The sequence below is a fragment of the Burkholderia sp. WAC0059 genome (assembly GCF_002870125.1).
Taxonomy (GTDB): Bacteria; Pseudomonadota; Gammaproteobacteria; order Burkholderiales; family Burkholderiaceae; genus Paraburkholderia.
The window spans coordinates 21,758-37,023 of the sequence record NZ_PNEO01000029.1; the positions used below are offsets into that span (position 1 = coordinate 21,758).

Sequence of the window (15,266 nt, forward strand, 5' to 3'; positions counted from 1 at the left end):
CTTATTGTTCCGAGTAGTTCCACAGGAGGCCGCCGTCGACGTAGAGCGTCGTGCCGGTGACGTAGTCGGCCTCGGGCGAGGCGAGGAAGAGGACGGCGTTCGCGACGTCGAGCGGCGTGCCGAGGCGCCTGAGCGGGATGTTGCCGATGAGCGCGTTGAGCTGCGCGGGGTTGTTGAGCAGCTTGTCGTTGATCGCGGTGCCGATCGCGCCGGGCGCGACGTTGTTGACCGTGATGCCGAGCGGCGCGAGCTCGACCGCGAGATTGCGCATCATCATCTTCATGCCGCCCTTGCTTGCGCAGTAGCTCGTGAAGTGCGGGAACGGCAGTTCTTCGTGCACCGAGCTCACGTTGACGATGCGCCCGCCGCGCTGCGTGTCGCGCAGATGCCGCACGAACGCCTGCGTGATGAAGAACGCGCCTCGCAGGTTGACGTCGAGCACGCGGTCGTAGTCGTCCTCGGTGACGTCGACGAACGCGGCGTTGTGCTCGACGCCGGCGTTGTTGACGAGCACGTCGATCTGCCCCATGCGGGCGATGCCCTCCGCGACGACGCGCTGCACGTCGCCCGAGCTGCTCACGTCGCCCGCGATCACGCAGCCGTCGCCGCCGGCCGAGCGCACGGCGGCGAGCGTCTGCTCGGCCAGTTCGCTGTCGAAGCGGTCCTCGACGATGACCTTCGCGCCTTCCTGGGCAAGACGGACCGCAACGGCTCGGCCGATGCCCTGGGCGCTGCCGGTCACGAGCGCCACCCTGTTTTCCATTCGCATGCTGTTCTCCGTAGTCGGATTGCTGGGGTAAAAGATGCGACCGCAAGCCATAGCGAAACGTTCAGGCGAATTTGCCCGCCCAGCCTTTCTTTTTGGTTTCGGGGCCTTTCGTCTTTCTGTCGTCGCGGCTCGCGAGACGCGTCCGGGCGGACGCGGATCGTGAGCCGGCAAGGCGGCACCGCGAAGAGGTAGCACGTAGCGCGCCTGACGGAGGCGTCGGGGCGCATCGGGGGCGCCTTGGGCGCGCTGAGCCGGAAAAAGCCGGTGGTAGCGAGGGCGTGGCGCGCGGGATCTATGCCGGTTCGGGCGTGTCCGCCCTGGCTTCGGCCCGCGCGGGCAGCACCGATTCGAGCGTACGCGCGCCGACGGCCAGCGCGCGTTTTTCACGCGCGGGCAGGCGCTTCACCCAGTACTCGGCACGCGAGGCGTCGGCGCGATCGGCGAGCTCGAACGACGCGAGCACCCGCAACGGTTTGCGCGAGCGCGTGTAGCGCGCTCCGGCGCCGCTCGCGTGCTGGGCGAAGCGCGCCGCGACGTCGGTGGCGATGCCGGTGTAGATGCTGCCGTCGGCGCATTCGAGCAGGTACAGGAACCAGGGCATGGGCGGGACCGTCGCTCCCGTGGGGCAAGGAACACGGCCGCCAGTGTCCCACAGAAAGGCGGGGAGCGGCGCGGCCTCAGCCGTCGCGGAACGGATTGTGTTCGTGCAGCTCGTCGACGTAGGCGTGGATGTGGTTCGTCTCGTCTTCGAGAAAACGGGCGACGGCATCCGCGAAGGCCGGGTGCGCGAGCCAGTGCGCCGAGCGCGTGACGGTCGGCATGAAGCCTCGCGCCATCTTGTGCTCGCCCTGCGCGCCGCCCTCGAACACGGCCAGCTTCTCCTCGATGCAGAATTCGAGCGGCTGATAGTAGGCCGTTTCGAAGTGCAGGCAGGGCACGTGTTCGAGGGCGCCCCAGTAGCGGCCGTAGAGCGTCCCGCCCGTGCCGTGCTCGCCGCGCTGATAGACGACGAGCGAGCTGGCGATCGGCTTGCCGCCGCGCTCGGCGATCACGAGCAGCAGGTTCTCGGGCATCGTCTCGCCGATCGCGCGGAAGAACTCGAGGTTCAGGTAGGGCGTCGAGAAATGCTCGCGATAGGTCTGCCGGTAGCAGCGGTTGAAGAAGCGCCATTCGGCGTCGGTGGCGTCCTCCCCGCGCACGCGGCGCAGCGTGACGCCGGCCTCGTGCACCTTGCGGCGTTCGGCGCGGATGTTCTTGCGCTTCTTCTGTTCGAGCGTCGAGAGGAAGGCGTCGAAGTCGCGGTAGCCGTCGTTGAGCCAATGGAACTGCACGCCCTCGCGCTGCATCATGCCGAGCCCGGTCATCGCGGCGGTCTCGTCGGCGGTCGGAAACAGCACGTGCAGCGAGGACACGTCGGCCTGCTCCGCGAACGCGACGAGCGTCGCGGCGAGCTGGCGACGCGCGGCGTCGTTCGCGGCGAGCAGGCGCGTGCCCTGGACCGGCGTGAACGGCACCGCGCACAGCAGCTTCGGATAGTAGTCGAGGCCGTTGCGTTTGTAGGCGTCGGCCCAGGCCCAGTCGAACACGTATTCGCCGTAGGAGTGGCTCTTGAGCCAGACCGGCGCGGCGGCCGCGAGCCGGCCCGTGCGTGCGTCGGTCAGCGTCACGAACTGCGGCGCCCAGCCGGTCTGCGCCGTCGCGCAGCCCGTCGTGCAGAGCGCGGCGAGGAACTCGTGGCGCAGGAAGGGGGTCGGCTGGGCTTGCTGCGCGAGCAGCGCGTTCCATTCGGCGGCGTCGACCTCGAGCGGTGAGCCGAGAATGCCCGTGCGATAATCGAGGCGTTCCTGATTCAATCTGCGTGACCGTTTCGGTTGCAATTCGTTCGACGCGCACGGTGTCGTGCATCGCGACGGGTTCCGCGCGGCAGACTCACGCGGGGCGGCTCTCGCCGAAGCGTGACGGCGGGCGCCGGGGAGGCATCCCGTCCGCCGGGTGCGGCGGCGAACGGTCATGGTAATGCAAACGTCCCGATCGGGCATGGCATCGAGGCTACGAACATGACGACAGAGCGCTTCTTCAATCTCTACACGCACGGCTTCGCGCGCGTCGCCGTCGGCGTGCCGCGCTGCCGCGTCGCCGATCCGGCATTCAACGCGCAGCAGACCCTCGCGCTCGCGCGCGAGGCCGCGCAAAACGGCGCCGTGCTCGTCGCGTTTCCCGAGCTCGGCCTGCCGGCCTACACCTGCGAAGACCTGTTCCATCAGAAGGCGCTCCTCGACGCCTGCGAGCATGCGCTCGCACAGATCGCCGCCGAGTCGGCGTCGCTGCCGCTCGCGCTGCTCGTCGGCCTGCCGCTGCGCGTCGGGCACACGCTCTTCAACTGCGCGGCGGTGGTGGCGGGCGGGCGCGTGCTCGGCGTCGTGCCCAAGAGCTATCTGCCCAATTACAGCGAGTTCTACGAGGCGCGCCAGTTCAGCCCGGCCGAGGCCGCGAGCGCCGATACCGTGCGCCTCTTCGGCGAGGACGTGCCGTTCGGCGCGGCGCTCGTCTTCGACATGCCGGCGATCCCGTTCTTCCGCTTTCACGTCGAGATCTGCGAGGACCTCTGGGTGCCGGTGCCGCCGTCGTCGTTCGCCTCGCTCGCGGGCGCGACCGTGCTCGTCAACCTGTCGGCCTCGAACGTCGTGGTCGGCAAGTCGAACTACCGTCACCAGCTCGTCGGCCAGCAATCGGCGCGCTGCCTCGCCGCGTACCTTTATACGTCGGCGGGCCAGGGCGAATCGTCGACCGACCTCGCCTGGGACGGCCAGGCCGTCATCTACGAGAACGGCGAACTGCTCGCGCAGTCCGAACGCTTCCTCGGCGACTCGCATCTGATCTACGCCGACGTCGACCTCGAACGGCTGTCGCAGGAACGCATCCGGCTGACCACGTTCGGCGACTCGGTGCGTCGCCATGCCGACGACGTGTCGAAGTTCCGCGTGATCTGCTGCGACGTCGAGCCTTCGCGCGCGGAGCGTCTGCCGCTCGCGCGCGGCGTCGAGCGCTTTCCCTACGTGCCGGCCGACTCGAAGCGGCGCGACGAGCGTTGCAACGAGGTCTACAACATCCAGGTCCAGGCGCTCGTGCAGCGGCTTTCGGCGAGCGGCATGAAGAAGGTCGTGATCGGCGTGTCGGGCGGGCTCGACTCGACGCACGCGCTGCTCGTCTGCGCGAAGGCGATGGATCGGCTCGGGCTGCCGCGCGCGAACATCCTCGCCTATACGATGCCGGGGTTCGCGACGAGCGAGCGCACGCTGCGCCAGGCGCGACAACTGATGGAAGTAGTCGGCTGCACGGCCTCCGAGATTGACATTCGTCCGAGCTGCCGGCAGATGCTCGAGGACCTCGGCCATCCCTACGCGGCCGGCACCGAAACCTACGACGTCACGTTCGAGAACGTGCAGGCCGGCGAGCGGACCAACCATCTGTTCCGTCTCGCGAACTTCAACCAGGCCATCGTGATCGGCACGGGCGACCTCTCCGAGCTGGCGCTCGGCTGGTGCACCTACGGCGTCGGCGATCACATGTCGCATTACAACGTGAACGCGAGCGTGCCGAAGACGCTCATCGCCCATCTCGTGCGCTGGGTCGCGGAGACGGGGCAGATCGGCGGCAGCGGCTCGGAGGTGCTCGAGGCGATCCTCGGCACGGACATCAGCCCCGAGCTGATTCCGGGCAAGGCGAACGGCGCGCCCGAGCAGAAGACCGAGAGCGTGATCGGCCCGTACGAACTGCAGGACTTCAACCTCTACTACATCCTGCGGTTCGGCTTCGCGCCCGCGAAGGTGGCGTTCCTCGCGCTCGCCGCCTGGGGCGACCGCACGGCTGGCGGCTGGCCCGAGGACGCGCACGTGGCGCGCAACGAATACGACCTGGCCGCGATCCGGCGCAATCTCGCGATCTTCATCGACCGCTTTTTCCGCACGAGCCAGTTCAAGCGCTCGTGCATTCCCAACGCGCCGAAGGTCGGCTCGGGCGGCTCGCTCTCGCCGCGCGGGGACTGGCGCGCGCCGAGCGATTCCGAATCGACGCTGTGGCTGGCCGACCTCGAGCGGGTGCCGAAGGACTAGCCTCGCCGGCTCGCGGCCCGTCGGCAGTCCGACGGCACGGCGCGCATCGTAGAATCGACCTGACCTTTCTTTTTCTTTTCGACCGACCCGACACGGGACGAGGATTGCCATGAAACGCATTACCGCCATCATCAAACCTTTCAAGCTCGACGAAGTGCGCGAGGCGCTCGCGGAAGTCGGCCTGACCGGCTTGACCGTCACCGAGGTCAAGGGCTTCGGGCGCCAGAAAGGCCACACCGAGCTCTACCGCGGCGCCGAATACGTGGTCGATTTCCTGCCCAAGGTGAAGATCGAGGTCGTCGTCTCGGGCGATCAGGCCGACCAGGTGATCGACGCGATCATCGGCGCGGCGCGCACGGGCAAGATCGGCGACGGCAAGATTTTCGTCTCCGACGTCGAGCGCGTCATCCGCATCCGCACCGGCGAGGAAAACGAAGCGGCGGTGTAATTCCCCCGTCCGCGAAATTGAAAAACGGTGCGCACCCGGAACGGGTAGCGCACCGACATCGCTTCTCGCAGGCTTTTCCCGGCAGCGTGAAATAAAACGACAAAAGAGTCGAGCGTCGTTCGCCGGGTACTGCCCGGACCCCCGAATTTCCTAGAACAGATGCTGGATGCCGGCGTAGACGCCGCTCTGGCTGTGGCCCGGGACCGGATTCTCGTCGTACGCGCCGGTCGCGGGGTTGAGTCCGCCGGGGCCGGGCGCGTTGGCGTCGAGGCCGAAGTTGGCCGTCCTGCTGTTGCGCGCCGTGGCGATCTGGATGTCGAGCAGCGTGCGTTTGGACAGGTTGTACGAGCCGCCGACCGTATAGATGGTCGCGTTGCCGGCGCCGTTGTTCGCGTTGATGTGATAGACGGCGCCGATGATCGCCGCGGCCGGTGTGGCCTGCCACGTCACGCCGCCCCATTCCATGTCCGCCGTCGTCGGCGTGCCGGCCGTGCTCGCGGTGATGCCCGAGGTGCGTTCGGCCGTGTACGCCGCCTGCACTTTGACGGGGCCGAGGAACAGGTTCGCGCCGAGGAAGTATTCGCGCGAGGCCTCGAACACGTTGTCGAGCAGGCCGTTCGACGGGTCGCGGATTTCGTCGTAGATGCCGCGGACCTGGAACAGCGCGCTCGTATAGGTGAGCTGGAGGCCGTCGGTGCGGCCCGTCGCGGCGCCGGGCGCCGCGTTCCAGTTGGTCGTGTTCGACAGGCCGTACTGGCCGTAGACGTCGAAGCCGTCGATCTTCGGCGACTGGTACGACACGTTGTTGCTCGTGTGTTCCCAGTTGCGACCGCGCACGAGCGAGGCCGAGGACCAGTTCGACTGACCGAACGGGTCGAAGTCCCAGTCGCCGTTGGCGATCTGCAACTGCCGGCCGAGCAGGACCGTGCCGAACGTGTTGTTGGCGAGGCCGACGTCGGCGATCCGGTCGAAGAGCGTGCCGTTCAGGCCGAGCGAGCCGGTTGCCGCGCTGAACGCGCCTTCGAGCTGGAAGACTGCTTTGGTGCCGCCGCCCAGGTCCTCGCTGCCCTTGAGGCCCCAAAGGCTCGTGCCCCAGTCGCCGCTCTCCTGACGCCAGCGCGAAGTCGAGCCGGTGCCGGCGTTGTTGGGCAAGCCGTTCATGTATTCGACGCCGGCGTCGATCCGGCCGTACAGCGTCACGCTGCTTTGCGCCTGCGCGGCCGCGCAGGCCGACATCAAGGCGGCTGCGAACAACGTTTTTTTCATGTTCTCCTCCTGAACCCTTTGAGATTTCATATGGCACTACTAAAGATGTCCGGTCGCCGTCGGCGCTGCGGACGAAAACTGCGGTGCGGGAGTGATGGGCCGTGAGCGGACCATGCGGGCCGCCGTCCCGACAAAGGTGTGCCGGGCCGCCGGCGGGCCGCATTGTCTGACCGCCAGTGGATGGGTGTCTCCCGTGATTTGGAATTAAACTACTTTTTATAACTATCGTTTAGCTACTCTAGCTACTAATCTAGCAAAAAAGTCAGAATGTGGGAACAGGTTCGCAAGCCGGCTGGAGGGGATCGTCAAATTGCGGTACGGCCAGAGCGCGGCGCGGCAAGGCGCTTGCGGGTTCGAGCGGGGCGGTCAGGGTTGCCACTATTGACGCGCATGAGCGCCGCGGGTAAGGCGGCGGACGACGCGGCGGCGCGGGCCGTCGCGACAGGGACGGGGAGGGGGAAGTGCCGGACGAAGCGCGCCGTCTCCGCCCGGACGCGGGCGGAGACGGCGGCGGCGACTCTATTTGAGACTGCCGGAGAGGAATTGCCGCAGGCGCTCGCTGCTGGGGTTGCCGAACACGTCGGCCGGCTTGCCTTCTTCCTCGACGCGCCCCTGGTGCAGGAACATGACGTGGCTCGACACGTTGCGCGCGAAGGCCATTTCGTGGGTGACGACGACCATCGTGCGGCCTTCCTCGGCGAGCGTCTGCATGACCTTCAGCACCTCGCCGACGAGCTCGGGGTCGAGCGCCGAGGTCGGCTCGTCGAACAGCATCACGTCCGGCTGCATCGCGAGCGCGCGCGCGATGGCGACGCGCTGCTGCTGGCCGCCCGAGAGGTGCGACGGATACTGCTTTTCGACGCGGGGCGCGAGGCCGACCTTCTCCAGATAGGTGCGCGCGCGCTCCGCGGCCTCGCGCCGCCCGATGCCGAGCACGTGCACGGGCGCCTCGACGACGTTTTCGAGCACGGTCATGTGCGACCACAGGTTGAAGTGCTGGAACACCATCGCGAGCTTCGTGCGCACGCGCTGCAACTGCTTCGGGTCGGCCACGTGCAGGGCGCCCGTGCGCGCGTCGGCGCGCGTGCGCACTTCCTCGCCGTCGACGAAGATGCGGCCGGCATTCGGCTGCTCGAGAAAGTTGATGCAGCGCAGCATCGTGCTTTTGCCTGAGCCCGACGAGCCGATGACGCTGATGACGTCGCCGGCGTTTGCCCGCAGCGACACGCCTTTCAGGACTTCGTGGTCGCCGTATTGTTTGTGCAGCGAATCGACGAAGAGCTTCTGCTTCTGGGAATTCATCGAGGTCCTCGGGGCGGGCTCACTTGCCGGCCGGCCGCAGGTAGGCGAGCCAGCGGCGCTCGGCGCGGCGGAACAGCCCGACGAGCGTGAACGAAATGATGAGGTAGAGCAGCGCGGCGATGCCGAACGCGCCGAACGACTGGTAGGTCGCCGAATTGACGTCGCGCGCGATTTTCAGAATGTCGGGCACCGTGGCCGTGAACGCGACCGTGGTCGCGTGCAGCATCAGGATGACCTCGTTGCTGTAGTACGGCAGCGCGCGGCGCAGCGCCGAGGGCAGGATGATGCGCCGGTACAGCGTGAACGGCGACATGCCGTAGGCGCGCGCCGCTTCGATCTCGCCGTAGGGCGTTGCCCGGATCGCGCCGGCGAAGATCTCGGTCGTATAGGCGCAGGTGTTCAGCGTGAAGGCCAGCAGCGTGCAGTTCATGCCCTCGCGGAAGAACGCGTTGGTGAGCGCGTGGTCGCGGATCGCGTCGAGGCTGTAGAGCCCGCTGTAGCAGACGAGGAGCTGCACGTAGAGCGGCGTGCCGCGGAACACGTAGGTATAGAGCCAGACGAGGCCCGAGAGCCACTTCTTCTTCGAGACGCGCGCGACGGCGAGCGGCACCGACAGGCAGAAGCCGAGCCCGATCGAGACGACGAGCAGCCACAGCGTGACGACGACGCCGGTCAGGTGATAGCCGTCGGTGTAGAGATAGTTGCGCCAGTATTGCTGGATCAGTTCGAGCATGGGGCCGCCTTCAGAGATCCGCCTGGCGCACGCCGGTCGAGTAGCGTCGGTCGAGGTACATGAGGACGAAGTTCGAGACCGTCGTGATGACGAGGTAGATCGCGCCGGCGAGCAGCGTGAAGAAGAACAGGCGCAGCGTGCCCTTGCCCGCGTCCTGGGTGGCCTTGACGACGTCCGCGAGGCCGATGATGGAGACGAGCGCCGTCGACTTCACGAGCACCTGCCAGTTGTTGCCGATGCCGGGCAGCGCGAAGCGCATCATCTGCGGGAACATCACGCGCGAGAACACCTGCCAGTTCGTCATGCCGTAGGCGTGGCCGGCTTCGAGCTGGCCGCGCGGCACCGCGAGGATCGCGCCGCGGAAGGTCTCGGCGAAATAGGCGCCGTAAATGAAGCCGAGCACGATCACGCCGGCCACGAACGGGTCGATGTCGATCTCGTCCCAGCCGAGCAGGTCGGTCAGGTCGTTCAGCCAGATCTGGATGCCGTAGAAGAGCAGCAGCATCAGCACGAGGTCGGGCACGCCGCGGATCAGCGTCGTGTAGAGCGTGCCCGCGCCCTGCACGATGCGGTTTTTCGAGAGCTTCGCCGCGGCGCCGATCAGCCCGAGCGCGAACGACAGCGCGAGCGAGAGCACCGCGAGCTTGACGGTCTCCCAGGTGCCCGCGAGGATCAGCGGGCCATAGCCTTGAAGCAGCATGGTGGTGAATCCTTGACGATGGGGACGCCGCGTCGTTCCGTTGCGCGACCGATGCCGCCGGTTCCGGGCCTCCCGGCACGCCCGGGGCGGCAAGCCCCGTTTGGCGGCGCGGGTCGTTCCGGTGATTGGCCGTTCGACCGCCGCCATTCTAGACAGACAAAAATGCGGCCCGCGCGGCCTTTCCGGCCATTCGCGGCGCGCCTCCCCTCACTCCCTCTGCCCGTCGGACCGCCGTGGCGGCGGCGCGCGGGCCGAAAAGGGCAGTATTTTACCCGAAGCGGGGAGAGGCGCCGGTCAGGCGGAGGCGGAACGTGCTCCGGGAGGCGGCGAGATCGACGGCGCGGCCCGCGCTTCTCCGTTGTCCGGTCATGACGAGGCGCGGGCGCAACACGGGCGCAAAAAAGCCGCCGCGGATCGTCGTCCGTGGCGGCTGGATCGGGCGGGCCGTCTGCCGGGGCGGTGCGCCCTGGCTGGCCGGCGGCGCGCGCGAGGCGCGCCGCTTCGGCGGGATTTACTGGGCGGCCGGCGCCGATGCCCCGCCGTGGTCGGGGTGGCGATGCTGCCAGTGCTGGCGCATCCGCTCGCGGCGCTGCTCCATCTTCGCGAAGCGCGCCTTCAGGGCCGTGCTGACCGTCGTCTTTTGCTGGTCGTTCAGGCTGTTGTAGAACGCAAGCCAGGCCGTAGCCGTCTGTTCGCGCAGTTGGGCGTCCTGCTGCTCGAGATGCTGGCGCGCATCGTGGAGCGCGTTCAGGTCGAGAATCGGCTGTTGCCGCAGCGTGTCGAACTGCTGCCTGAACTGCTGGTGGTTGGCGTGCGCGGCCTCATGATCCTGCTTCATCGTGGTGAGCGCGGTTTGCCACAGCTTTTCCTCGTCGGCGTTCAGGTGCAGTTGATCGTGAAGTTGCTGTAGATGCCGCATGAACCCGCCGTGATGCGGGCCGTGGCCGCCGTGAGCGTGAGCGTCGCTGGCCGGCGTCTGCGCATGTGCGACGCCCATCGAGAGCGCCAGCGAGGCGGCGGCGACGGCCAGAAAACGGGAAGTTCTTTTATACATTGACGATTCTCCTGAGCGATCCGTGTAGAGAGTTCCGGCCAGCGTTCCGTCCATCGGCGTGGAGCCGGACCATTGATGCTGCCAGTGCCCATAGCGTAAAAGAGCCGGGGCAGGATCGTGTTACGGCCCGCGCCATTGTGGTTACGCCACATTACACACCGCTTTCGCGGTAACACCTGGTAACTCAAGCCCGGCCGGCTGGAATAATCGGCGGACCGGCGCGCGCTACACTTCCGCCCATGGCTACTCAAATTCTGGTCGTCGACGACGACGTCGAACTGCGCGACCTGCTGCGCGATTACCTGGCGCGGCAGGGGATGGAGGTGTCCGTGCTTCACGACGCCGGCTCGCTGGAGCGGCGGCTCGAGCGCGAGCGCCCGGACCTGATCGTGCTCGATCTGATGATGCCGGGCGTGGACGGGCTGACCGCGCTGCGCCGGCTGCGCGCGTCCGGCGACGACATTCCGGTCATCATGCTGACGGCGCGGGCCGACGACGTGGACCGCATCGTCGGCCTCGAACTCGGCGCGGACGACTATCTCGGCAAGCCGTTCAACCCGCGCGAGCTGCTCGCGCGCGTGCAGGCGGTGCTGCGCCGGCGCCGCACGCTGCCCTCGGCCGCCGCGCCCGAACAGCGCGAGCCGTTCACGTTCGGCCGCTTCACGCTCGACTTCCAGTCGCGCACGCTGCACCAGGAGGGCAAGCCCCTCATGCTGTCGGGCAGCGAGTTCGCACTGCTCAAGATCTTCGTCAACCACCCGATGCGCACGCTGACCCGCGAGCGCCTGCTCGAGCTGCTGCACGGCCCCGAATACGACGGCACGGACCGCGGCATCGACGTGCAGGTCTGGCGGTTGCGGCGCATTCTCGAAACCGATCCTTCCGCACCCCGCATCATCCAGACCGTCCGCGGCCGGGGCTACGTGTTCGTGCCGGACGGCGAGCAGAACGCCCATGCGCAAGCCGGCTGATTCGCTATTCGGGCGGCTGTCGCTGCTCTTCGTCGGCGTGCTGCTGATCTCGCACGTCGCGTGGTTCGCGCTCATGCATCTCGAGCACAGCCAGTTGCAGAACCGCTATGCGGTCGAGGAGGCGACGTTCCTCGTCGAAGCCGTGCGCCAGCACGTCGCCCACGACCCCGATCAGCCGCTGCCGTCGCGCGTGCAGCTCGTCGATCCGGCCAGCCCGACCGTGCCCGTCAACGGCGAGCACACGCCGCGTCCGCTGCGCCGCTTCGTCGAGGACGTGCGCGATCGGATGCCGCCCAGGACCGACGTGCGCGCCGGGCCGCCGGGCCGGCCGCCGACGCTGTGGGTGCGCGGCCCGACCGACGCCCGCTGGATCGTCGTGCCGGTGCAGCCGCTGCGGCTTTTGCGGCCTGCCGACAAGCTCGTGCCGTGGTTCATCATCATTTTCTCGGCCGCGTTGATCGCGGCGCTCGTCGCCGCCTGGCAGTTGCAGCAGCCGCTGCGCTCGCTGGCCCAGGCCGTGACGCGCTTCGGGCGCGGCCTGCCCGTGCCGCCCTTGCCCGAGCGCGGCCCGCGCGAGCTGCGGCTGCTCACGCACGGGTTCAACCAGATGGTGCAGGAAGTCGCGCGCAACGAGAACGATCGCGCCGTGATGCTGGCCGGGGTGGCCCACGACCTGAAGACGCCGCTCGCGCGGCTGCGGCTGCGCGCCGAGATGATGGACGAGGCGAAGATTCGCGACGGCGTCGTGCGCGACGTCGACTCGATGGCTCACATCGTCGACCAGTTCCTCGCGTTCGCGCACGACGGCGCCGATCGTAGCGAGCCGATCTCCGTGGATGAACTATGCGAGCGGGTCGCGCGGGGCTATCGCGCGGTGGGCGGCGAAGCGGGGAGCGTGCAGGTTCTGCCGGGCGCTGGGCCGGAGTTTTGTCTGCCCGCCGCCACGCTCGAGCGCGTGGTGTCCAATCTGCTCGACAACGCCCACGCCTACGGCGTGCCGCCCGTGGTCGTCGAGACGCGGCGCGACGCCACCGGCTTCTCCCTCTCGGTGCGCGACCACGGCAAGGGGATCGCCGAAGACGATCTCGTGCGCGCGAGCCGGCCGTTCGTGCGTCTCGATCCGGCGCGCGGCGGCAACGGCCATAGCGGACTCGGGCTGGCGATCGTCGAGCGTCTCGTGCGTCGCGCCGGCGGCGAATGGAAGATCGGCAATTGCGAGGACGGCGGGCTGCGCGTGCAGATGCATTTCCCGTTCGGCGTCTCGCTGCGCAAGACGGTGACCGAAACGGCCGCGAGCGTCTGGTGACGGGCTGCCCGCGCGCGACCTGTCCCCGTCAGGCCGCGAACAGCGCGTCGAGCGCCGTGGCCGCGTCGCTGTCGATCGTGTTGTAGGTGACGCTGCCCGCCTCGAAAATGTAGTGCGTCGTGTACCTGCCGAGGCGGGCGAGAATTTCCTCCTGAATGAGCTCGGGCGCGGCATCGAGCTTCAAGTACCACGTGGTCGACGACAGGCGTGTCTGGAACGCGCCGTACTCGACCATCAAATGGTCGAACGCGTCAGCATCCTGATCGCGGCAGACAATGACCAGATTTCCTTTCATGCATGTCTCCATCGTTTGAGCGTATCGGGCAGCGCCCATGATACCGCGCGGTGCGTCTTCGGCGATCTTCGGACCGAAGCGGGCGGCGATACCGGGCGCCGCTCCGGCGCTACCAGGTGGCGGCCGCCTCGCGCGCGGGCGGCATGGTGTCGTCGGGCGGCATGGCCCGGCAGCAGTCGCGGCCGTCCGATTTCGCCAGGTAGAGCGCGAGGTCGGCGCGGCTCATCAGGCGCTCGGGCAAGTCCTGCGCGGCCAGTTCGGTAATGCCGATGCTCACGCTCAGGTTCGCCTCGGGCGGCAAGTCGGGGCAGGGGGTGGCCCTGACCTGATGACGCAGCCGCTCGACGACTTCGAGTCCGGCCGCGAGCCCCGTGGACGGCAGCAGGATGCCGAACTCCTCGCCGCCGAGCCGGCCGACTGCGTCGTCGTTACGCAGCCCGGCGCGGCAGGTGTCGGCGAAATGCCGCAGCGCGCGGTCGCCGGTCGGGTGGCCGAAGCGGTCGTTGATCTGCTTGAAGTAGTCGAGATCGGCGATCGCCATGCACAGGGGCTCGCCGGCGGCACGGGCGCGCTCGATTTCGCGGCGCAGCAGGTCGAGGAAATAGCGTCGCGAGAGCGCGCCCGTCAGGGCGTCGACGCGCGCCTCGGCCGCGAGCAGCGCGTTGGCGGCTTGCAACTGCTCGGCCAGGTTGCGCGTGGCGCGGTGCAGGCTGCGCTCGCGCACCCACGAAACCGTGATGACGCCGGCGAGCGTGGCCGCGCCGATCAGCGTGAGGAAAATCAGCGCCTCGTCGCGGCGGTGGTTTGCCAGCAGCTCGGGCCATGCGGCGAGCGGATCGACGAGATGGGCGGACAGGCCGGAATTCAGCCCGTTACGGACTTCGTAGAGCGCCGGCGCGTCGAGTCCCGGCATCTCGACCATGTGGCTCGTTTCGTCGGGCGGGAGCCACGGCGCCTGGCGGAGAATGTCGGCGGTGGCGGGCCGCAGCGCGAGCCGGGCGAAGCGTTCACGCAGATAGGTGCTCACGCGGTCGACCGCGTTCATCTCCGAGACGCGCGAGTTGGGCAGCGCAAGCCCCTCGGACGCGCTGTCGTGCGCCATGATGACGACGCCGTTGCTGTCGGCGACGAAGCTGCCCGGATGCGTGACCCAGTGCCGTAGCCGCGTGATGCCGATCCTCGCGACGACGGCGCCGACCAGCAGGCCGTCGTCGTAGACAGGCGCGGCGATGAAGATGCCGGGCTCGCCGCTGGCGCCGCCCACGCCATAGGTTTCGGCGAACGCGCCGAGCAGCGTGTTGGCGAGATAGGGCGTGGTGCGCAGGTCGAGGCCGACGTACGACATCCGTTCGCCCGCGTTGCTCGACGCGATACACAGGCCGTTGCCGTTGACGATCCAGATGGCGTCGAGTCCGGAGAAGCCCTGCGCGTCGTGCAGGAACGCGTCGACGGCGGCGAATTCGGGCACTTTCAGCAGGCTCGCGCGCCGCACCGACTCCGTGCCGGCGGGCGTGTCGCGCGCGGAGAGGGCGAGCGCGCGTTCGATCACGTCGGTCTGGGCCATCGTCTGCGGGATGGCACGCGACATCGCGAGGTCGCTCGCGATCACCTCGGCCATGTTGTCGACGACGGAGCGCGAGATCTGCCGCTGGGCCGCCAACGCCGCGCCGAATTCCTGCCGCACCATCCGGTCGGCGATGAGCCTGGCGGCGAACCAGCAGGCGAGCGCGATCAGCACGATGCCGGCGTAGCCGGCTGCCTGGCGCAAGACTCTCCTGTTCATCGACCTTTTGATCCGTGTCGGGGGTGGGGCCGGCGCGGACGAAGCATCCGTCGAACCGGTGCGGCGGGGCGCGAACCGACGCGATGGTCGGCAAGGCTTGCCGGGAGTCGATTCTAACCCCGTCCGAAGGGGGCCGACCGCTGTGCGTCCGGGCGGAACGGGGACGATCGCGCGAACGCGGCGCCGGCCAGGATTGTGTCGGTCATGCAGGTTGTAGTAGTGTCGGGCGGTTCAAATCGCGGAAACCGGCTGGCCGTTTCCGGCATCGCGTTCGCGCGGCTTCGCACGCCGCATACCGATCGTGCCGGCCGGTCAGCGAGATATCCTGTGCAACCGTGACATCGGGTCCAACGCCATGCAAACCCTCAAGACAGTGAGTCCCGCGCCGGCCGACGCGCAGACGGCCCCCCGGTCGGGCCGGGAAATCCTGGAGGTGAAGGCGGTGCGCCGGGGCTTCGACAAGAGCCAGGGGGAGCTGCTGGTGCTCGACGGGGTGAACCTGTCGCTGCGCGAGGGGGAGATCGTGG

General features: G+C 68.2%; 14 protein-coding genes and 1 pseudogene. 5 read left to right on the forward strand and 10 right to left on the reverse strand.

Translation table 11 applies throughout. From position 1 onward, the window contains the following. Position 1: 1 nt before the first annotated feature. The 3 genes from CY652_RS21985 to CY652_RS21995 form a co-directional block, all read right to left on the reverse strand. Entirely contained in the window at positions 2-769 is a 768-nt protein-coding gene (locus CY652_RS21985; RefSeq protein WP_102132837.1) for an SDR family NAD(P)-dependent oxidoreductase, read from the reverse strand. Positions 770-1,061: 292 nt separating this feature from the next. Beyond that, positions 1,062-1,370, reverse strand: a complete 309-nt coding sequence (locus tag CY652_RS21990) for a GIY-YIG nuclease family protein (RefSeq protein WP_102132838.1) — start codon at positions 1,368-1,370, stop codon at positions 1,062-1,064. 76 nt (positions 1,371-1,446) lie between these two features. After that, on the reverse strand, positions 1,447-2,622 hold the full coding sequence (locus CY652_RS21995) for a GNAT family N-acetyltransferase (protein ID WP_102132839.1): 1,176 nt from the start codon (positions 2,620-2,622) through the stop codon (positions 1,447-1,449). 204 nt (positions 2,623-2,826) lie between these two features. On the opposite strand from CY652_RS21995, the gene CY652_RS22000 reads away from it, so the two are divergent. Both CY652_RS22000 and CY652_RS22005 read left to right on the forward strand, forming a co-directional pair. Then, positions 2,827-4,881, forward strand: a complete 2,055-nt coding sequence (locus CY652_RS22000) for an NAD(+) synthase (RefSeq protein WP_102132840.1) — start codon at positions 2,827-2,829, stop codon at positions 4,879-4,881. Between the two features lie 109 nt (positions 4,882-4,990). Further along, positions 4,991-5,329: a P-II family nitrogen regulator gene (locus tag CY652_RS22005; protein ID WP_102132841.1), complete on the forward strand. Its 339-nt coding sequence runs from the start codon at positions 4,991-4,993 to the stop codon at positions 5,327-5,329. A gap of 150 nt (positions 5,330-5,479) precedes the next feature. Here CY652_RS22005 and CY652_RS22010 read toward each other — a convergent pair whose 3' ends face one another. The 5 genes from CY652_RS22010 to CY652_RS22030 form a co-directional block, all read right to left on the reverse strand. Next, positions 5,480-6,595: a porin gene (locus tag CY652_RS22010; RefSeq protein ID WP_102132842.1), complete on the reverse strand. Its 1,116-nt coding sequence runs from the start codon at positions 6,593-6,595 to the stop codon at positions 5,480-5,482. A 519-nt stretch (positions 6,596-7,114) separates the two neighbouring features. Beyond that, entirely contained in the window at positions 7,115-7,897 is a 783-nt protein-coding gene (locus CY652_RS22015; RefSeq protein WP_102132843.1) for an ABC transporter ATP-binding protein, read from the reverse strand. 19 nt (positions 7,898-7,916) lie between these two features. Next, positions 7,917-8,630, reverse strand: coding sequence for an ABC transporter permease (locus CY652_RS22020; RefSeq protein WP_102132844.1), 714 nt, complete (start codon positions 8,628-8,630; stop codon positions 7,917-7,919). Between the two features lie 10 nt (positions 8,631-8,640). Beyond that, positions 8,641-9,330, reverse strand: a complete 690-nt coding sequence (locus tag CY652_RS22025; protein WP_102132845.1) for an ABC transporter permease — start codon at positions 9,328-9,330, stop codon at positions 8,641-8,643. Positions 9,331-9,841: 511 nt separating this feature from the next. Further along, positions 9,842-10,384, reverse strand: coding sequence for a periplasmic heavy metal sensor (locus tag CY652_RS22030; protein WP_102132846.1), 543 nt, complete (start codon positions 10,382-10,384; stop codon positions 9,842-9,844). 239 nt (positions 10,385-10,623) lie between these two features. Here CY652_RS22030 and CY652_RS22035 point away from each other — a divergent pair, with 239 nt between their 5' ends. Both CY652_RS22035 and CY652_RS22040 read left to right on the forward strand, forming a co-directional pair. After that, the gene (locus CY652_RS22035; protein WP_102132847.1) at positions 10,624-11,355 is read left to right on the forward strand and encodes a response regulator; all 732 of its coding nucleotides are present in this window, start codon (positions 10,624-10,626) and stop codon (positions 11,353-11,355) included. After that, entirely contained in the window at positions 11,339-12,661 is a 1,323-nt protein-coding gene (locus CY652_RS22040; RefSeq protein ID WP_102132848.1) for an ATP-binding protein, read from the forward strand. Before CY652_RS22035 ends, CY652_RS22040 begins: the two co-directional genes overlap by 17 nt. A gap of 28 nt (positions 12,662-12,689) precedes the next feature. Here the strand turns inward: CY652_RS22040 and CY652_RS22045 are convergent, their stop codons facing one another. Further along, entirely contained in the window at positions 12,690-12,956 is a 267-nt protein-coding gene (locus tag CY652_RS22045) for a double-stranded DNA-specific endonuclease (RefSeq protein ID WP_102132850.1), read from the reverse strand. 109 nt (positions 12,957-13,065) lie between these two features. Continuing rightward, a complete protein-coding gene (locus tag CY652_RS22050) occupies positions 13,066-14,739 on the reverse strand; it encodes a GGDEF domain-containing protein (protein WP_102132849.1) in 1,674 nt (557 codons plus the stop codon). A 355-nt stretch (positions 14,740-15,094) separates the two neighbouring features. On the opposite strand from CY652_RS22050, the pseudogene CY652_RS24975 reads away from it, so the two are divergent. Beyond that, positions 15,095-15,266, forward strand: a pseudogene (locus CY652_RS24975) (nitrate ABC transporter ATP-binding protein); the annotation flags it as partial.